At 43.2% G+C, this 17,543-nt stretch carries 20 protein-coding genes; 8 read left to right on the top strand and 12 right to left on the bottom strand.

The window, feature by feature from the left end; all coding sequences use genetic code 11:
• Positions 1–6 precede the first annotated feature (6 nt).
• Positions 7–969 carry a Smr/MutS family protein gene (locus GL182_RS02580; protein WP_163377986.1) on the top strand — a complete coding sequence of 321 codons (963 nt, stop codon included), beginning with the start codon at positions 7–9 and terminating at the stop codon, positions 967–969.
• 2 nt (positions 970–971) lie between these two features.
• On the top strand, positions 972–1,805 hold the full coding sequence (locus tag GL182_RS02585) for a hypothetical protein (RefSeq protein WP_163377987.1): 834 nt from the start codon (positions 972–974) through the stop codon (positions 1,803–1,805).
• Here GL182_RS02585 and GL182_RS02590 read toward each other — a convergent pair.
• Positions 1,802–2,947 (bottom strand): cystathionine gamma-synthase, encoded by a 1,146-nt coding sequence (locus GL182_RS02590; protein WP_163377988.1) that lies wholly within the window; start codon positions 2,945–2,947, stop codon positions 1,802–1,804. The genes GL182_RS02585 and GL182_RS02590 overlap by 4 nt on opposite strands.
• A gap of 107 nt (positions 2,948–3,054) precedes the next feature.
• On the opposite strand from GL182_RS02590, the gene GL182_RS02595 reads away from it, so the two are divergent.
• A complete protein-coding gene (locus GL182_RS02595; protein WP_163377989.1) occupies positions 3,055–3,765 on the top strand; it encodes a TVP38/TMEM64 family protein in 711 nt (236 codons plus the stop codon).
• 5 nt (positions 3,766–3,770) lie between these two features.
• On the opposite strand, the gene GL182_RS02600 is transcribed toward GL182_RS02595, so the two are convergent.
• From GL182_RS02600 to GL182_RS02610, 3 genes are read right to left on the bottom strand one after another with little or no spacing between them, the layout of a single operon-like run.
• On the bottom strand, positions 3,771–4,628 hold the full coding sequence (locus GL182_RS02600; RefSeq protein ID WP_163377990.1) for a TraB/GumN family protein: 858 nt from the start codon (positions 4,626–4,628) through the stop codon (positions 3,771–3,773).
• 28 nt (positions 4,629–4,656) lie between these two features.
• Positions 4,657–5,388, bottom strand: coding sequence for an RluA family pseudouridine synthase (locus tag GL182_RS02605; RefSeq protein WP_163377991.1), 732 nt, complete (start codon positions 5,386–5,388; stop codon positions 4,657–4,659).
• Between the two features lie 20 nt (positions 5,389–5,408).
• The gene (locus tag GL182_RS02610) at positions 5,409–6,989 is read right to left on the bottom strand and encodes a peptide chain release factor 3 (RefSeq protein ID WP_163377992.1); all 1,581 of its coding nucleotides are present in this window, start codon (positions 6,987–6,989) and stop codon (positions 5,409–5,411) included.
• A 151-nt stretch (positions 6,990–7,140) separates the two neighbouring features.
• Between GL182_RS02610 and GL182_RS02615 the strand changes: the two genes are divergently transcribed.
• Together GL182_RS02615 and GL182_RS02620 are read left to right on the top strand one after the other, a co-directional pair.
• Positions 7,141–7,695: a hypothetical protein gene (locus GL182_RS02615; RefSeq protein ID WP_163377993.1), complete on the top strand. Its 555-nt coding sequence runs from the start codon at positions 7,141–7,143 to the stop codon at positions 7,693–7,695.
• A complete protein-coding gene (locus GL182_RS02620) occupies positions 7,695–8,498 on the top strand; it encodes a TIGR02757 family protein (RefSeq protein ID WP_163377994.1) in 804 nt (267 codons plus the stop codon). Before GL182_RS02615 ends, GL182_RS02620 begins: the two co-directional genes overlap by 1 nt.
• A 133-nt stretch (positions 8,499–8,631) precedes the next feature.
• Here GL182_RS02620 and pyrE read toward each other — a convergent pair whose 3' ends face one another.
• Positions 8,632–9,276, bottom strand: a complete 645-nt coding sequence (pyrE, locus tag GL182_RS02625; RefSeq protein WP_163377995.1) for an orotate phosphoribosyltransferase — start codon at positions 9,274–9,276, stop codon at positions 8,632–8,634.
• Between the two features lie 83 nt (positions 9,277–9,359).
• On the opposite strand from pyrE, the gene GL182_RS02630 reads away from it, so the two are divergent.
• Positions 9,360–10,049: an NUDIX hydrolase gene (locus tag GL182_RS02630; RefSeq protein WP_163377996.1), complete on the top strand. Its 690-nt coding sequence runs from the start codon at positions 9,360–9,362 to the stop codon at positions 10,047–10,049.
• Here GL182_RS02630 and coaD read toward each other — a convergent pair.
• The 4 genes from coaD to GL182_RS02650 all read right to left on the bottom strand — a co-directional run bounded on the left by coaD (position 10,037) and on the right by GL182_RS02650 (position 12,486).
• On the bottom strand, positions 10,037–10,492 hold the full coding sequence (gene coaD, locus GL182_RS02635; protein ID WP_163377997.1) for a pantetheine-phosphate adenylyltransferase: 456 nt from the start codon (positions 10,490–10,492) through the stop codon (positions 10,037–10,039). The two genes, GL182_RS02630 and coaD, sit on opposite strands and share 13 nt — an antisense overlap.
• 2 nt (positions 10,493–10,494) lie before the next feature.
• The gene (locus tag GL182_RS02640; protein ID WP_163377998.1) at positions 10,495–11,337 is read right to left on the bottom strand and encodes a DUF3822 family protein; all 843 of its coding nucleotides are present in this window, start codon (positions 11,335–11,337) and stop codon (positions 10,495–10,497) included.
• A 2-nt stretch (positions 11,338–11,339) separates the two neighbouring features.
• Positions 11,340–11,921: a hypothetical protein gene (locus tag GL182_RS02645; RefSeq protein WP_163377999.1), complete on the bottom strand. Its 582-nt coding sequence runs from the start codon at positions 11,919–11,921 to the stop codon at positions 11,340–11,342.
• Between the two features lie 61 nt (positions 11,922–11,982).
• On the bottom strand, positions 11,983–12,486 hold the full coding sequence (locus GL182_RS02650; protein ID WP_163378000.1) for an NUDIX domain-containing protein: 504 nt from the start codon (positions 12,484–12,486) through the stop codon (positions 11,983–11,985).
• 22 nt (positions 12,487–12,508) lie between these two features.
• Here GL182_RS02650 and GL182_RS02655 point away from each other — a divergent pair, with 22 nt between their 5' ends.
• Both GL182_RS02655 and GL182_RS02660 read left to right on the top strand, forming a co-directional pair.
• Entirely contained in the window at positions 12,509–13,933 is a 1,425-nt protein-coding gene (locus tag GL182_RS02655) for an ATP-dependent RecD-like DNA helicase (RefSeq protein WP_163378001.1), read from the top strand.
• A 41-nt stretch (positions 13,934–13,974) separates the two neighbouring features.
• Positions 13,975–14,376 (top strand): DUF1573 domain-containing protein, encoded by a 402-nt coding sequence (locus tag GL182_RS02660; protein WP_163378002.1) that lies wholly within the window; start codon positions 13,975–13,977, stop codon positions 14,374–14,376.
• A gap of 61 nt (positions 14,377–14,437) precedes the next feature.
• On the opposite strand, the gene GL182_RS02665 is transcribed toward GL182_RS02660, so the two are convergent.
• From GL182_RS02665 to GL182_RS02675, 3 genes are all read right to left on the bottom strand, one after another.
• A complete protein-coding gene (locus GL182_RS02665; protein ID WP_163378003.1) occupies positions 14,438–15,094 on the bottom strand; it encodes an SGNH/GDSL hydrolase family protein in 657 nt (218 codons plus the stop codon).
• A 104-nt stretch (positions 15,095–15,198) separates the two neighbouring features.
• Positions 15,199–16,245, bottom strand: a complete 1,047-nt coding sequence (locus GL182_RS02670; protein ID WP_163378004.1) for an LD-carboxypeptidase — start codon at positions 16,243–16,245, stop codon at positions 15,199–15,201.
• Between the two features lie 8 nt (positions 16,246–16,253).
• A complete protein-coding gene (locus tag GL182_RS02675; protein ID WP_163378005.1) occupies positions 16,254–17,543 on the bottom strand; it encodes a D-alanyl-D-alanine carboxypeptidase in 1,290 nt (429 codons plus the stop codon).

The following is a 17,543-nucleotide window of genomic DNA, read 5'->3' on the forward strand; positions in this document are numbered from 1 at the left end:
TGATGTATGAATATTGGAGACAAAGTAAGGTTACTTCACGGAAAGGAAGAAGGGATCATCACCAGGCTGTCCGCCGGCGGTCAGGTGGAAATAGAGATTGAAGATGGATTCCGGATTCCGGCTTTGAAATCTGAGGTAGTCGTCATAGATGCGTCCGAAAAGGAGTATTTTGACCGGCAGGAGGGGGAGAAGGATGGGTTTATCCAGCCCATTCCAAAGACTGATCCATCGGCCAGGGCAGCAGGTATTTTCCTGGCATATGTACCCTACAATGACCAGGTACACGATTTGGTATTGATTAACCATACTAAGAAGTCCTATTTGTTTTCTGTGGATGAGCTCTCAGGGAATCAGACGAAAAACCTTGATGCAGGGGTCATTCAAGCCCAGTCATTTAGAAAGTTTGCTGAGAGAATGATGCGGGATTTTGAGCAGTGGCCTGGTATGAAAATCATGCTGGTTCCGCTCAATAAAAAGTTTGAAGTCCAGGAACAAGCTACAGAGAGAAAAATTAAATTTAAAGCAACCAATTTTTTTAAGCACAAAGGCAAAGCCCCTGTGATTGACAAGGAAGCTTTTCTTTTTAAGCTAAACGATCAGGAGAAAGTACTGGATGTAAAAAAGCTAAATGAGGAATTGAATCCCGAAGAAAAAGTGTCTTACCCGAATCTAAAGATAAAACGACCCCCGGCGGCTGTGGATTTGCATATAGAGAAACTTACCCGGGAGCACGACCTGATGAGCAACTCCGAGATGCTGCAGTTACAATTGGGGGTTTTTCAGAAGAATTTGGATGATGCGATGGCAACAGGTATGGATGAAATTACTTTCATTCATGGCATAGGCAATGGTGTGCTTAGAAAAGAAATACACCGTTTTCTAAGCCAACTTAAAGGAATCAAATATTTCAGAGACAGCCAGAAAACAAACTTTGGCTATGGTGCGACCACAGTAAAAATACATGAATAGCCATGGAGTCTACCCTACCCCAGATCATGCAGGTTTTTGACAAATACTATGATGCCGGCAAGGCGGTGTTTGGTGAGCTTTCTAAAAAAATAAAGTCAAAAAAGGCCCTGGAACTGGAGGATCAATTGTTTTTTCTCAGGTTGTTTTTGTTGGTATTGGATAGGGCCCATTTTACAGAGAAAAAGCGTGTAGACCTTGCTTTTGGGCCATTCAAGGAATTGTATAAAAACCTCCGGAAAGTACAGCACATCCATATGATACAGGAGGGATTTGATTTGCATTTTGGAGGAAATAAAGGGCTATATGCAGATTATGGCAAAGTTATTTCAGGAGACAAAAAGCGGATCTATACCCATGTTTATGAAATCATCCTTTCCATTCCCCCGCAGGATTGGGAAAATCTGTACCATGATGTCGCCCATTATTCCAGAGGAATGTCTGTATTGACACTCAATACGGCCATCACCCAGATCATCAATGAAGAAATAGATTTCTTTTATTTTGATGCCAAAACCAGACTTGACCCACAAACCATTCATGAGATTTTTAAGGGTTTGAAAAAAGTGACTTTTCTGGAAAAAATCAGGCTGAATATTGGTTTAAATACCATTTTCACTCCACTGGTGCATGAACAGATCATGGTATTGGAAAGCGAGATGGTCACCTGGCATAAAAATCAGCTATTGCTTCAACATCTGGGTAACTATCTGGGAAATAAGGAGAAAGTAAGTAAAAAATACCATTCGGTACTTACTCAGGTGCAGAAAATGCACAAAGGCCTGACCCAAAAGATTGAAGATAGGTGCAGGCAATTATTCATAAATATGCTGCATTAAATGGCTTCCAGGGCCATGGCGATGTCTTTTTTGAGATCCTCCGCATCTTCAATTCCCACACTCAATCGGATCAGGGAGTCAGACAGTCCTACTTTTTCTCGCTCTTCCTTGGGGATACTGGCATGGGTCATGGTAGCTGGATGCCCACAAAGGGATTCTACGCCACCCAATGATTCGGCCAAAACAAAAACCTTAAAATTTCTCAAAACCTTAACGGCATCCTCCAGCTTGTTATGGATCAGGGTGAAGGATATCATGCCCCCATAATCCCGCATTTGCTTTTTGGCAATGAAGTGGTTGGGATGATCTTCAAATCCCGGCCAATAAACCTTATCAACCTTAGGGTGATTTTTCAGGTAGGCGGCAATGGTTTTTCCATTCTGGCTGTGTCTTTCCATTCTCAGATGAAGGGTTTTGATTCCCCTAAGCACCAGAAAACAGTCCTGGGGTCCGGGCACCGCCCCACATGAATTTTGCATAAAAGCCAGCTCTTCTGCCAGTTTATCGTCTTTCACCACGATGGCCCCCATCACTACATCTGAGTGGCCGGCCAGGTATTTGGTTACAGAGTGCATGACCAGGTCGGCACCATCGTCGAGAGGATTTTGAAGAAATGGCGTGGCAAATGTATTGTCAACGCCCAGCAATACTCCATGCTTCCGGGATATTTTGCTCAAAGCTTTGATGTCAATGATGTTCATCATGGGATTGGTCGGCGTCTCTGCCCAGATGAGTCGGGTATTTTTATTGATCAGGGCTTCTACCTGGGCAGTCTCTTCCATATTGACAAAGTGAAATTTGATGCCATACCTGGAGAAAACTTTGGTAAATATCCTGTAGGTGCCGCCATACAAGTCATTGGTACTGATGACCTCATCTCCGGGTTTGAGTAGCTTGAGTATAGCATCTATGGCCGCCATGCCTGATCCAAAACACAAGCCATGATTCCCGTTTTCAAGGGCTGCCAGGTTGCGTTCCAGTACCTGCCTGGTGGGGTTTTGGGTTCTGGAATATTCGAACCCCTTATGGTCACCGGGTGCTTTTTGTACGTAGGTGGAGGTTTGAAAGATAGGAGTCATGATGGCTCCGGTACTGGGATCAGGTGCTATGCCTGCATGAATAGCTTTTGTTCCAAATTTCATATACTGATGGAATAAATTAACAATCAACAGATACTATGGAGGTTTTTGCCTCCTACTGACCGAGCTGATTGAATTAAAGTTGGGATTTTTTTTAGCTTTGTTCAAAGATGAGTAAAAAACCGCCTATTTTCAAACATTTCTCCCTTATCTATCGCAGAAACCCGATGGTTTTGATCGCTGTTTTTTGGGCCGGAATCGTTCCCTCCCTGGGCGTGTTGTTTTTGGTACAATGGCTCTACAGAAGTTGGGGAGGCCTGGTAATCCCCCACATTCTTGCTTTCCATACAGCAATTTCTTATGTTTTAGTGGGAGCATTAATGATGGGTATGGCGCTGATTCCCACTACCTTTTTTTCGGTAATCAGTGGATTTGTTTTTGGATGGGAAGCCTTTCCCTTTTTGGTTTTATCTTATACCATGGCCAGTGCCATCGGGTACTTGTCAGGAAGGCTTTTGGAAAAAAATAGCCTGGAATGGCTGCTTAAGCCTTATCCTAAGGCCGAAAAAATCATCGAAGAAAAAAAAGACCGCATGGGTTGGCTGATCTTCTTTGTGCGGATCAGTCCGGTAATTCCCTTTGCCATATCAAACCTGGTTTTTGCAATGCTGGATACTGGTCTGAAAAGGGTGCTTTGGTTTGGTCTTTTGGGCATGCTGCCCAGGACATTCCTCGCTTTTTTCACCGGGGTTTTGGCTGGGGATATTCAGGAGGCACTTCGTGCCAAAACCGCATCCTGGCAGTACCTGGTTATTGCCCTACTTTTGATCATGAGCATTTGGGGTATTTATTCGTTTTTCAAAACCAGGAGGTCAAGCTGAAGTAGTCAAAGGTACAAACGTTCGACTGAGTAACCTTCTTTTTTTAGCAGCTGGATCAGCCCGCTGTCTCCGGCCAGATGCCCGGCACCAACAGCAAAAAACATGGATCCTTTTTTCATCATCAGGGCCATGGGATCGATCCAATTCAAATTTCTTTGGTCCAACAGGACCTCCTGGTAGTCTTTATATTCCGGGCTTTCAGACACCAGCTGCAAGAGGGCTGAAATATCCTCTTCTTTATAGGATTCAATGAGTTTTTTAAATTCTTTTTTCCCTTTTTCAAGATTGTCGGCATAGGTGTAAAAACTCCGGTATTGTTCCTCCAATGGAATCAGTTCAAAAAGCGATAGCTGATCATTGACTGACTCCAAACCCATGATTTCTATGTCGCTCGCTTTGGCGAGATCCATGAGCTCCTTTTCAAAGGCTTTTGTTTCACACTCCAGCAGGTTGGGATAAATCAGTGACATCAGGACCATTGGCCGCATGGTTTTGAGCATATCCATGTCCATGCCGGTCCTTTCTTTGAGAAAGGTACGGATTTCCTGGTATTCCTCTTCAGATAGAAAATCTGTAATTTTTTGTCCATCTTCATTGTATATGTTGGCCATCATGGTCATTTGCAGGGAGGGGTCGTCCATGTCTATCTCCAATACCAGGGCATTGGCCTGGGCCAGTTTGTTGCTAACCCGCTCACTCATCAGGTAATCCTGTTCGCAGATCAGGTGGATGGTACCAAATAGATAGGAGGACTTGGTTAAACCATTCCCCGATATTTTCCAAAAGACACCTTCCTCCTGCCCAATGGCTGAAAATGACCCGATCAGGAAAACACCTGCCACAAAAATCAACTTCTTTAACATATTATTCTCCTCCCTTACAGTGAAATATTCAGCCGCTGAATGTATTGTCCAGGTGGCGATCACTTGATTTGATATTTTCAAACTCCAAAAACTGTTCCCAAAAGGGTTCCTCCGGTAAAGCTGCTCTCAAGAATACCTTTTCCTTCTTGACCGGATGAATAAAAACCAAATGAAATGCATGGAGGTTAATGCTTAAGTCTGCATTGGCCTTCGCAAAGCCATATTTTACATCCCCCCTGATAGGACAGCCTATGGCGGCCAACTGCACCCTTAACTGATGGGGCCTTCCTGTCACCGGGCGAAGTTCTACCAACCAATGGTCGTTGAGTTTGCCCATCCTTTTGAGACTTAATTCGGCTTTTTTGGATTCGGGAACCTCTTTTTCAAATGCTTTGGATATGTTTTTCTCATTGTCTTTAACGAGCCAATGGGTCAGTTTGGCCATCTCTTCCCTCGGTTTCTTTTTGACTATGGCCCAGTAGACTTTATGAATTTCCCTTTTTCGAAACATGCTGCTCATACGCTCCAGGGCCTTGGAAGTCCTGGCAAAAACCACGATTCCACTTACCGGCCGGTCAAGGCGGTGCACGGGATGAAGAAATACCGCTCCGGGCTTCTGGTATTTATTGGCAATATAATCCTTGCAATAATCAGTCAGCGTTTTGTCACCTGTTTTATCACCCTGCACCAGAATTCCGGCAGATTTATTGACTACCAGAAGGTGGTTGTCTTCAAATATTACATTGAAAGGCTTTTTCATTTGAAAGTAGCGTTGGCAGATTAAAGTTCTGATGTGTAATGAAATTCGATATCAGGAAAATTGTCCTGAACCATTTGCAACCAGGCTTTGCTTTCGGCCATGAATACCAGTTTTCCGTCTTTATCCCTGGCAATGTGTCTTTGCTTTGACCGGACAAATTCATCCAGTTTCTTTTTGTCCTTACTTTGAATCCAACAGGCCTTGTACAGGTTCATTGGAATAAAGTCCGCCGTGGCGTTGTATTCGTTTTTTAACCTGAACTGGATCACTTCAAACTGCAGCTGGCCCACTGTTCCGACCACTTTTCTGGACCCGATTTCAAAGGTAAACAATTGGGCTACACCCTCCTCCATCAATTGCTGTAAACCTTTGTCAAGCTGTTTGGTCTTCATGGCGTCTTTATTGACCACTTCACGAAATATTTCCGGAGAAAAACTGGGGATACCCTTAAACTGCAGTTGCTCTCCATCGGTTATGGTATCTCCTATTTTAAGGTTACCTGTATCGTAAAGACCTACTATGTCACCTGGGAAAGCTTCCTCAATAATTTCCTTGTCCTGTGCCATAAATGAGGTGACATTGGAAAAACGAAGGGCTTTGGGTCCCCTCACATGATTGTAGGGTTTATTCCGTTCAAATCGTCCAGAACATATCCTCAGAAAAGCAATCCGGTTGCGGTGCTTGGGATCCATATTGGCGTGGATTTTAAAAATAAAGCCTGTGAATTTTTCCTCATCAGGTTTTACTTCCCGTTCTTCTGTCAACCTGCTTTTTGGACCGGGAGCTATTTGAATAAAGGTATCCAGCATTTCCTTTACTCCAAAATTATTTACCGCCGAACCGAAAAATACAGGGGCCACTTTGCCCTCCAGGTATTCCTTGGGGTCAAAATCCGGGTATACCCCTTCTATCAGGTCTACATCCTCCCGGAGTTGGTCGGCCAGACTTTTTCCAATCATTTCATCCAATTCGCCGGCATTCAGGTCAGCTATTGTTATCCTGTCATCACTTATTTTGCGCTGGCTGGGGGTAAACAGGTTTAATTGTTTGTCATAAAGGTTGTACACCCCTTTAAAGGATTTCCCCATGGAAATGGGCCAGGATAAGGGCCTTACCTTTATATTTAGTTTTTGTTCCACCTCGTCCAAGAGGTCATAGGGATCCTGACCTTCCCTATCCAATTTGTTGATAAAGCAAATGACCGGAGTTTTTCTCATCCGGCAAACCTCCATTAATTTTTCGGTTTGAATTTCTACTCCTTTGACACAGTCAATGACCATGATAACGGAGTCTACCGCAGTAAGTGTACGGTAGGTGTCTTCTGCAAAATCCTGGTGACCTGGAGTATCCAGCAAGTTGATTTTCTGCCCTTTGTATTCAAACCCCATCACGGAAGTAGCCACAGAAATACCTCTTTGTTTCTCAATTTCCATCCAGTCAGACTTGGTGGCCGTATCGATTTTATTTGACTTTACAGCTCCCGCAGTTTTGATGGCACCTCCAAATAACAGCATCTTCTCTGTAAGCGTAGTTTTTCCTGCATCTGGGTGGGCGATGATTCCAAAGGTTTTTCTTTTAGCAATCTCTTGTGTCAGGTTCATGGTACTTAGGCGTTTTCAGCCTGCAAAGGTACAGAAATCCCACGAGATTCCTGAAAGATATACCGGAGCCGGTAATTTTTTTACCTGGGGAATGGTCAGTTTTGTTTGTTTGGTCAAATTGATTTAATTTTACCTTTGTCTTTTGCTTAAAATGAACACATTAGAAAACTTCTTTCACCGGTTTTTCAAATTTATCTGGAATGCTATTTTTGTCATAACCTACCCTGTTTTGGCTACGTTTGGGCTGGTATTTATCGGCATCACCTATTTTTTTTCATGGATATCCTCTTTTTTGGCAAGATTTAGCCGGACGGTTCCCCGGGAGGAGGGTAAAGTGGATTGGAAAAGTCTGAGTGAGGAATCTGATCTTATAGAAGGAAAGCTTCACAAACAGATTATATTTGGCCCGGAATGCTATCAGCTGAGAAGAAAGGACGGCATTCCTTCTGTCATTGAAGATCATGTTTTTGGAAAAAAGGTGAACGTACTCAAGGAAGGTTGGTTATTGGAAAAATGGAATACAACAGAATTGGCACAAATCCCGGATTTTGACATTTGTCTCTATCAACCAGATACCGATAAATTGACCAGGTTGGCCAATATCAAGTGTTTTGACTGGCACATCTCTGAGAAGAAGGAGGAGTTTTTGTGTTTAAAGTGGTTTGATGGTACCCAGGGAGGAGAACTCAAGGTAGCCATTGCCTGATGGAGGACCTGAAAGATTTTTTGGAAGAAAAGGTAATTTTATATAATCGACCAGAATTTGTTGAAAATGATCCCATTTCTATACCCCATCTTTTCAGTAAAAAGCAGGACATAGAGATTGCCGGTTTCTTTGCAGCCATTTTGGCCTGGGGTCAGCGCAAAACGATCATCAACAAGAGCATTGAGCTCATGAAGATGATGGACAATAGTCCCCATGAGTTTATGCTGCATCATTCTGAAAATGACCTTAAGCCTTTCGTTAATTTCAGGCACCGCACTTTCAATGATATTGACACACTCTACTTCATTGACTTTTTTTCCCGGTATTACAGGAATCATGATAGCCTCGAAACAGCATTTATTCAGGGCTGGTCACCGGATAAGGATGCGATGGAGGTATTGTTGGATAATTTTCACCAAACCTTTTTTGATGCTCCCCACGCTCCCCAAAGGACCAGAAAGCATGTAGCCACTCCCAGCCGAAAGGCAGCCTGCAAAAGGATCAATATGTTTTTGCGTTGGATGGTGAGAAAGGACAGCATGGGGGTGGACTTTGGGATCTGGAACACCATCACCCCGGCTCAGCTGGTCTGTCCCTGTGATTTACATGTGGATAGGGTGGGCCGGACCCTCGGTTTGATCCAGAGAAAGCAAACCGACTGGCAGACGGCCATGGAGCTTACCCGAAATCTAAGGGATTTGGATCCATTGGATCCTGTGAAGTATGACTTTGCCTTGTTTGGATTGGGAGTGATGGAAAAAACGGAAGCAAATCAACCGGCCAGGTTGAATAGAAATAAATGATTATAACTTGGAAATACGCCAGCGGTCCTATCCTTAACGAACTGGACCCACCAGTAGATGGCTGACAGCAGCAAGGTGTAAAGTAGCTAGAAACAGCCATATCCGGTAGCAGGTCAGGATAGGGAAATGGAACTCAGGGATGCCAGGTATCCGGTCCTTTTCTCCAGGCTGTCAAGGCAGTCATGTCACTGTCAGAGATGTAGCCCTTGGCCAATGCCTGGGGAAGCATGGATGCATAATCACTCAGACATATCAATTTCACTCCTTCTTTGGCAAAATTTTGCTGGGCCAGGTCGAAGCCATATGTGAATATAGCGACCATTCCCAGCACATTAAAGCCCGCATTTTTAAGGTCATTCACAGCTTTCAGGGAGCTTCCACCCGTAGAGACCAGGTCTTCAACCACTACCACTTTTTGGCCTGGGGTAATTTTTCCTTCGATCATGTTTTCCATTCCATGTCCTTTGGCTTTGGAGCGCACATAGACAAATGGAAGGTCCAGCTTGTCAGCAATCAATACTCCCTGGGGAATCCCTGCAGTGGCCACTCCTGCCACTGCTTCGATGTTTAAGAAGTGGGTTTGAATGGCTTTGGTCAGCTTTTCCAGAATAAGTTTTCTCACTTCAGGATAGGAGAGAGACAGCCTGTTGTCACAGTATATCGGGGACTTCCAGCCGGAGGCCCAGGAAAAGGGGTTTTGAGGAGAAAGTTTGATGGCATTGATTTCCAGAAGCTTTTTGGAAATGAGGGAAGCAGTATTCGGTTCATAAATTTCCATAGGTTAAAATTAACCAATTAATGTTTATTGAAGGTTGTAGGGCCTGAAAAAAAAATGCATTTTTGAAAAAACATGCCTTGATTATGAAAATTTTCATCAATGATAAGCCGCTGGATTTGGTAGCCTCCCTGGACTTTCTGCCAAAGAAATCTTTTGAGTGTATCTATGATAACCCAAAAGAATTACCGGCTACCATTGATTTTCATGATGATGTACTGATTAAAAACCCGTCCAGGGATATCATTGTCCGCTTACTCTACCTGATGCGCACCAGGAAGTTAAAAAACCTGGACAGCATTACACTGGTAACCAGCGAAAAGAAGGCCTTAAAAAAATTTATCAAGAGCAGGTTTGTGATCATCAAAGCTGCCGGAGGTTTGGTGACCAAAGCAGATAAAATTTTATTTATCTACAGACTTGGTAAGTGGGACTTGCCAAAGGGAAAATTTGAGAAAAAAGAATCTCCGGCCATGTGTGCCATCAGAGAGGTGGAGGAAGAATGCAACATTCAGGTAAATATCAGGGAGCCCATTTGTAAAACCTGGCATACCTACACCCAAAACCGGAAAAGCATTTTGAAAAAAACCTATTGGTACAGCATGAATTGCCTGAGTGATACCAAAATGAAACCGCAGACAGAAGAGGGCATTTTAGATGTGAAATGGTTGAACCACCAGGAAGCGAAGGTAGCCCTGATTAATTCTTATCCCTCCATGAGGTATTTATACAAGCGGTTTTTAAAGCTTCATCCAGCTATACATCAGACGTTATAGGGGAGAAATTTATCGACATTTCCTCCATACCGGTGTACTTCCCTGATGATGGTAGAACTGATGGCGGCATATTCCGGAGAGGTAATGAGGAAGACGGTTTCCAATTCTTCATTCAAATAGCGATTCATCTGACTGATGGTGTTTTCGTATTCGAAATCAGTGGTGTTTCTAAGTCCCCTGAGTAAGTACTTTGCCTGATGGGATTTTGCAAGAGAAGATGTCAACTCATTGTAGACTACAACTTTAACATTAGGCAGTTGGGTGTAAATGGATTTTATCTTTCCTACCATCAGGTCGATGTCAAAATACCTGTTTTTTTTGGTGGTGTTGTGTCCGACACTGATGATGATTTCATCAAAGATGTTTAAGCCCCTCAGTACAATATCATGGTGTCCTTTCGTATAGGGATCAAAAGAACCAGGGAAAAGTGCTATTTTTTTCATCGTCAGGATTGTTGTTGAAGCCAATAGGCTTCCAAAAGTTGGGTGTTTTTTAGGTTTTCAGCACCCCTTTGATAGGTGGTGTTTTGGGTGGGAAGGGTCTGGTGAATATTCTTGAAATATTTCCGAAGATTCTCCACGGAGGAGTACACCCCATCTAAATTTCCAAAAACACTGATTTTACAATGGGATTGATCAAAGGCAAGTTGCTGAAGGACGGTAAACAAGTACCTCAAAAGAGCCTGCTCTTCATGAATGATAAACCTGTTAAAAACCATTAGCTCCCCTTCTTTAAAGCCTGCAATATACATGCTGTTTGGAGAAGTATGGATAAATATTTCCTGGTTAAGCCAATCTTTGGTGTGGTTGAGAAAAAAATCCAAAACATGGGCGGCACCATGGGAGATTTCCAATTCGGGTAAACTTGTATCCAGCATATCTAATAGCGCCTTGTCTGCTACGCCAAGAACCTGAATATTGTCAGAAATTTTGGAATAAATGACTTCGTCCTCCTGGGCGTTTATCTTAGTGGCAAAGTTTAAATAAAGTGCACTGTGAGCAGGGTTAAATAAAACTCCGGGAACCAGGGTAAATTTTTGATCATGTATGTATAATTTACCTGAGGTGTTGGAGGCATTGATCAACTCATCATTGGCAACGATTTTTCCCAGCGCATCCTTTTCATGTAAGGGGTAAAGGTTGGCAGCAGCAATAGACTGACCTGCATTGCCATGGGCAATTACCGTTAATAAGCTTTCATATAAGAAAAGCGATAGATTTGATATGTCCTGCAAATCAAATCTATCGCTGATGAATTTACTCTGGATATGATTGGTTTCTTCCGCCAAGCTTATTCCCAGTTTCCTGAGGTAGAAGAATCCGTTCTGGAACCTACCCTCAAAGCCTTTTCGTTATTGTTTCTTCTTCTCTCAGGATTGATCGGAGCCGGATCTCTTATTTCAAACACAGCAATCTCCCTGTTACTCCGCTCGATTTTGTCTGCAAAGAACTCAAAAGTTTTACCACCTGAGCCTGGTACTACATTTAAAAGATCCAGGTTGAAATCAGGATATTTGTTTTCATTGAAAAGCGAATCCTGGACATTGACCGAACCAAGTGTGTCCATAGTTACTGTGGTTTCTTCCTTACCGTATTCCAGAAGCTCGGTAGTTTCAGTCCTTTGCACGTTGTAAATTAAACCGTCCTGAATAAATTCTTTCAAATCATTCCAGTTTGAGGCATACTCTCCTTTAGTGCCCAGATAGGCAATTTGGGCATCCTTCAGCATTTCCAGTTTTTCAATAATTCTTTCTTCGGTTCTTTCAAGCATTTTTTCTTCCTCTACTACTTCATCCACTCCCAAATACAACCTGTATCCAAGACCCAATGCTCCCAGAAGAAATACAATCGATAAAATCTTACTCAACGTCATTTTAAATATCTTTAAGGCTTAATTAAATTAATTTTAAGAATTGATGGTTTGTTTTAGAATGCTATTTTATGCAATTATTTTCAAAATTAAAATAACCTTTCCATATTCTTACATCATTAAAGGAATTAATTCTACTGAACACCTCATGTTTTTCTTTCAAAGGTAACAATTTTATTTCATCCAGGGATAAGAATCGGATGTCCTCAATCAATTGCTGCTCATCCCCCAACTCCGGATCTGTCCCCAAAACCAACGCTCCGCCTTTCTGGTGCACTTCAAAAAAAAGTTCCAGTGCGTGCAGAGGTGGGGAGAGAAATTCGTGGACAAATAAATAATTTCCCACATCAATCGTTAATCCTGTTTCTTCATAAAACTCCCTTTTAAGGTTTTCTTTGGCATTTTGGCCAAACTGCATGCCTCCTCCCGGAACATTCCAGAAGGCTTTGCCTTCTCCCATGCGGTGTTTGATCATGAGTAGCTTATCATCTTGGATCAAAAGTCCATTTACCCTCACCCTAAGCCGGTTTCCGAAATTATCTGTAATCTCCTTTTTTATGTTAGGCATTTTCCCTTTAGTTTCGCAACAGATGCATAAAGATAACCAAGCCAATTCAAAGCCTTCCGAAAAAATCAGGAAAATATTCCCTCACAACCCCACCGTTGATCAGCAGATTTTTTTTGAAGCCATGAACGACTTTTTAAAAGGGAAGGGAACCACAGCTACTGCTTTTATTTTGAAGGGTTTTGCCGGAACGGGTAAAACAACTGCCCTGGCAGCACTGGTACGTATTTTGCCGGATTTTGGATTAAGGCCTGTCATGCTGGCTCCCACCGGGAGGGCTGCTAAAGTCATGAGTGCCTATGCCGGGAAGACAGCCTATACCATTCATAAAATCATCTACCGGCCTAAGGAAAAGTCCGGAGATGGCCTTTATGGTTTTGAAGTACAAAAGAATTACTACCATCAATCTGTTTTTATTGTAGATGAAGCTTCCATGCTATCAGATGATCGCACCTCGGGCAAATCCTTGCTGGCTGATCTGATCACTTTTGTATTTCAAAATCCTGAAAACAGGTTGATGCTAATAGGGGATATGGCACAGTTGCCTCCCGTGGGAAGTGAAGACAGTCCTGCATTGGATAGGGATTATCTGGCAAGGAATTTTAAGCTGGAAGTGCAGGAAGCCGTATTGAAAGTTGTAACCCGGCAACAATTGCATTCCGGGATTCTGGCCAATGCGACCTCATTGAGGGAGCAAGTGACAGCAAAAACACCAAAAATCACGTTTAAATCTAAGGGCTTTGCTGATTTTTACCGCATGACAGGAGAAAGGCTTGAAGATGGATTAAGGTATGCCTATGATAAATTCGGCCTGGACAATACCATGATCATTACCCGATCCAATAAGGCTGCCGTGCAGTACAACAGGTACATCAGAAATGCGATTTTTTATCATGAAGATGAATTGAGTGCAGGTGATCGCCTGATGATAGTAAAGAACAATTACACCTACATGGAAGAATCTCAGAAAGTAAGTTTTTTGGCCAATGGAGATTTTGTAGAAATTCTTAAAATTCGTTCATTTGAAGAAGTTTATGGCTTGAGGTTTGCTACATTGGAATTGAGGTTGATCGATTATCCGGATGAGTTGCCTTTTGAGGCCAGGGTAATATTGGATACTTTACATTCCGAATTACCGGCTTTGGGTCAGGACCAATGGAAGGAGTTGTATAATTTGGTGACTGAGGACTACCTGGATCTGGGCAGCAAGACAAAAGTCAGGGAAGCTTTAAAGAAAGATCCCTATTTGAATGCCCTTCAGGTAAAATATGCCTACACGCTGACCTGTCATAAATCTCAGGGAGGTCAATGGGATGCGGTATTTGTGGACCAGGGCTATTTAAAGGAGGGGCAGATTGATAAAAATTATGTAAGGTGGTTATATACCGCCATGACCCGGGCAAAGGAAGAATTATTTATGGTGAACTTTCATTCCAGTTTTTTCATTTAATGCATATCGAAGGAGAAATTTTAAATTACTAATTTAATATTATGAAAAAGTTATTGACATTCGCATTGGCTCTGGCCTTCAGTACGGTCCTGGTAATGGCTCAGGAAAAGGCAGCAGATGGACCTGTGATTACCTTTGAAGAGTCTTCCAAGGATTTTGGAGACATCACACAGGGAGACAAAGTAGAAAATGTGTTTAAATTTGAAAATACAGGAACAGCCCCTTTGGTTATTTCCAACGTGGCTGCTACCTGTGGCTGCACCGTGCCCAGTTGGCCCAAGGAACCCATTGCACCGGGAAAAAAAGGAGAAATCAAGGTGTCTTTTAACTCCGCCGGAAAGATGGGAAAACAAAACAGTGTGGTTCGGATATACTCCAATGCCAGTGAGCCCATTGAAAAAGTTTCCATGATTTCCAATGTACTTCCCAAAGGGACCAAATAATCCGATATCTTATCAATTGCATTTTAAACCTGCTCAAGTTTATCTGGGCAGGTTTTTCGGCTTATTGGTGGATGGCTTGTTTGATGATCCTGGTCAAAGAGCTGGCCCATTGGGCGTAAATGTGTCTGTTGGGATGCAGGCCATCCTCCACTACATGGTCAGCAAATCCTCCAATGGACCTGTAACTTTCCGTGATCTCCAAATAGGGGAAATTGAAATCAGCCGCCAGCTGTTTTACTACCTGGTTGAAGGCATCAATTTCCCGGGAAATATCAGCTTTAGCCTGTGGGCTGGAATGGCCAAAGGGCGTTACCCCCCAATCCGGGATGGAAATCAACACCAGTCGATTTGAGTTTCCATTGAGCAGGGCCAGGCTTATGGATATCAATTCTTTCAGTTCATCCTTAAACCGGGGTAAAGCGAGTCCCCGGTATTGGTTATTTACCCCTATCAGAAGGCTGACAAAATCAAAGCTTCCTGTTTCTAGATTTTTAGCCTTTAATTCGGCCAGCAGTTCTCCACTGGTCCAGCCTGTTTTTGCAATGATTTTGATTTTGGAGAAGTGAATGCCTTCATTTTTCAGCATGCGCCCTGCCTGCATCGGATAAGTAAATTCCGGGACCTCTCCTTCACCTACAGTATAACTGTCCCCTAACGCCAAATAACTAAATTCATCAGAAATAAATTCGGGATTGTTTTTTGGGATGTTTTCAGGCATATTATCTTGAATTACACAGGAAGAATTAAAAATTAAAATACTGAATGAAAGGATAATGTGAGGCCATATTTTGGTTTCAGGATCAAACAGGTGCATAAGATAGTTTACTGGAAAATGGCTCCCCTGGTTTCCAGTATTCCCTGGTCGGCATCCATGGCCATTTTGGCCCCAAAGGGCAACAGGAACTGCTTGGGTACATGGCCGATCATTGCCCCCCTGAATGCCGGGATCTTATGGGGGAGCAGGTAATCATCAAAAATCTGGTCCAGGGTAAGGTTACCGTAACCTCCACCAGGGTCGCAATCTGTACATTGTCCAAATACAAACCCCTTGATGTCTTTAAATACCCCCATCAGCATCAGGGTACTCATCATTCGGTCTATCCTATAGGGCTCTTCTCCTATATCCTCCAGGAATAGGATTTTATTTTTAAAGTCTGGAAGGTAAGGTGATCCGGCCAATGCGGTGAGCACGGTAAGGTTGCCTCCTACAAGATCTCCCTCTGCTTTTCCAGGGTGGATGGTTCGGATCCGATTTTTCTTGATTACCAGGTCATCGGTTTCTTCCTTTTCATTTTCATAGGTAATCCTGTCTCCGCTGCCGAAAAAAACGTTTCGGAACTGGTTGGCATTGAAACTGTTCCAGCTTCCGGAGCCATTGGGACCATGAAAGGTAATCAACCCCGTCTGGGCATTTATGGCATTGTGCAGCGCCGTGATATCACTGTATCCCAGGATGGGCTTGGGGTTCTTTCTGATGAGCGCATAGTCTATCAATGGGAGTATCCTGGCAGCACCGGATCCACCCCGGATACAGACCACAGCTTTTATATTTTTATTTCCAAACATTTCGTTGAGGTCGACAGCTCTTTCAGCATCGCTGCCTGCCAGGTGTCCCCTTCGTTCACTCAGGTACCTCCCTTCAACTACTTTTAATCCAAGGGCCTCAAGTGCTTCTCTGGCGAAGGTGAATTCCATCCTATCAGCTGTAGCTGCAGAAGGGCTGATCAGCCCAACCTGGTCCCCGGGCTTCAGTTTTTTGGGTAGAAGGGTCTCCGGTTCGATGTGGTTTTTAGTGGTGTGGGTAAAACCCAAAACGGGTGCCATCCCCAGACCCAAGCCCAGGGATTTGATAAATTGTCTTTTTTTCATGGCAGAATTTAAAAATTATCCCTGATATAAAGCAAGACTTTTTCCATTTGATTCCGGACCACGGAGGCTTTATGGGGGTAATTGTTGTTCATAAAGGCAAAGGCATATATTTTATTCTTTTTGGTTTTTAAAAATCCCACCATGCTGTGGTGATTGCTGATGGTGCCGGTCTTTGCCATCACATAGGGGACGGGGGCTTGATAATTAAACTTCAGGGTGCCTGTTCTGCCTCCGGTGGGTAGCAGGCCAAAGAGCTCCTCATCAGGGAAAAGCCGGTAGATTTTTTCTACCAGTGCTACCATGGTTCTGGGCGTAAAAAGGTTGTGCCTGGATAGGCCCGAGCCATCTACCCACTGAGGGTCATCCGGAAGGTCGTACAAGTAGGTTTTTTTCAGGTATTCAATGGCTTTTTCACTGTTCAATTCCCGGTGAACTTCATCAGCAATTTGTAACAAAAGCTGTTCTGCAATAAAATTATCACTTTCCAGGAGCATCTCCTTGTACAAGGCTTTGGTGGGAATACCTTTCAAAATAAAATGATCCGGAGGTAGTTTTTCATTAGATAATACCACTGGTATTTCCCAGTCTTTGCTGGCAATCTCTGCAAATATTTCGTCAGAGATGATAAAGGGAACCTTGGTGTCTCTTCCGTTATAGGTTCGGGGATTGTAAAAAAAACTGTTGCTGTGCCAGTCCCTTTGCACATTTTTGACAGGTTTTTCAGTAGCCTCAATTTTAAACAGAGAGGGACTGATCACCGGCCTGTTGTTTACATTTCTTGCCTGGACTAAATTCCCGAATAAAGGCATGGGTGACTTTTCCGGAGAATAGGAATAATAATAATCATCCCATTGCCAGCCATAGCCAAAAGCTTCATCTTTCCAGTTACTACCGGAATAATACACCGTATCGTACTTGGATAGGAATTTTTTCAGTTCGGGATTTGGTAGGGAGGGGTATTTCCATGATGGGTCCCCTGTTCCCCATATGGTTACTTTATTCCCCTCAGGCAGGAATCGCAAAAAGGTGGTGCTATCCCCCAATACCATGAGAGAACCAAAAAAAGTGAAAAGCTTGGTAGTGGAAGCTGGGATAAAATACAAATGGCCATTTTTGTCATAACGTATCTGCTGGCTATCCAGGTCATAAAGCATGAATCCGGTGAGGTGGTTATCAAAAAAAGTACCCTCTCCGAGAAGCTGGTCAAGGCCGATAATGATTGATTTGGCATCCTGGGCATTAGCCTTCGCCTGCAAGCAACAAAAAATGACGAGGACCATAAAGGTTTTTTTAACCAT

The sequence above is a fragment of the Cyclobacterium sp. SYSU L10401 genome (assembly GCF_010993705.1).
Classification (GTDB): domain Bacteria; phylum Bacteroidota; class Bacteroidia; order Cytophagales; family Cyclobacteriaceae; genus Cyclobacterium.

Excerpts from the sequence above, each read along its gene's own strand:
- GL182_RS02580 (WP_163377986.1), top strand. The coding sequence starts at position 7 with ATGAATATTGGAGACAAAGTAAGGTTACTTCACGGAAAGGAAGAAGGG.
- GL182_RS02585 (WP_163377987.1), top strand. The coding sequence starts at position 972 with ATGGAGTCTACCCTACCCCAGATCATGCAGGTTTTTGACAAATACTAT.
- GL182_RS02590 (WP_163377988.1), bottom strand. The coding sequence starts at position 2,947 with ATGAAATTTGGAACAAAAGCTATTCATGCAGGCATAGCACCTGATCCC.
- GL182_RS02595 (WP_163377989.1), top strand. The coding sequence starts at position 3,055 with ATGAGTAAAAAACCGCCTATTTTCAAACATTTCTCCCTTATCTATCGC.
- GL182_RS02600 (WP_163377990.1), bottom strand. The coding sequence starts at position 4,628 with ATGTTAAAGAAGTTGATTTTTGTGGCAGGTGTTTTCCTGATCGGGTCA.
- GL182_RS02605 (WP_163377991.1), bottom strand. The coding sequence starts at position 5,388 with ATGAAAAAGCCTTTCAATGTAATATTTGAAGACAACCACCTTCTGGTA.
- GL182_RS02610 (WP_163377992.1), bottom strand. The coding sequence starts at position 6,989 with ATGAACCTGACACAAGAGATTGCTAAAAGAAAAACCTTTGGAATCATC.
- GL182_RS02615 (WP_163377993.1), top strand. The coding sequence starts at position 7,141 with ATGAACACATTAGAAAACTTCTTTCACCGGTTTTTCAAATTTATCTGG.
- GL182_RS02620 (WP_163377994.1), top strand. The coding sequence starts at position 7,695 with ATGGAGGACCTGAAAGATTTTTTGGAAGAAAAGGTAATTTTATATAAT.
- pyrE (WP_163377995.1), bottom strand. The coding sequence starts at position 9,276 with ATGGAAATTTATGAACCGAATACTGCTTCCCTCATTTCCAAAAAGCTT.
- GL182_RS02630 (WP_163377996.1), top strand. The coding sequence starts at position 9,360 with ATGAAAATTTTCATCAATGATAAGCCGCTGGATTTGGTAGCCTCCCTG.
- coaD (WP_163377997.1), bottom strand. The coding sequence starts at position 10,492 with ATGAAAAAAATAGCACTTTTCCCTGGTTCTTTTGATCCCTATACGAAA.
- GL182_RS02645 (WP_163377999.1), bottom strand. The coding sequence starts at position 11,921 with ATGACGTTGAGTAAGATTTTATCGATTGTATTTCTTCTGGGAGCATTG.
- GL182_RS02650 (WP_163378000.1), bottom strand. The coding sequence starts at position 12,486 with ATGCCTAACATAAAAAAGGAGATTACAGATAATTTCGGAAACCGGCTT.
- GL182_RS02655 (WP_163378001.1), top strand. The coding sequence starts at position 12,509 with ATGCATAAAGATAACCAAGCCAATTCAAAGCCTTCCGAAAAAATCAGG.
- GL182_RS02660 (WP_163378002.1), top strand. The coding sequence starts at position 13,975 with ATGAAAAAGTTATTGACATTCGCATTGGCTCTGGCCTTCAGTACGGTC.
- GL182_RS02665 (WP_163378003.1), bottom strand. The coding sequence starts at position 15,094 with ATGCCTGAAAACATCCCAAAAAACAATCCCGAATTTATTTCTGATGAA.
- GL182_RS02670 (WP_163378004.1), bottom strand. The coding sequence starts at position 16,245 with ATGAAAAAAAGACAATTTATCAAATCCCTGGGCTTGGGTCTGGGGATG.
- GL182_RS02675 (WP_163378005.1), bottom strand. The coding sequence starts at position 17,543 with ATGGTTAAAAAAACCTTTATGGTCCTCGTCATTTTTTGTTGCTTGCAG.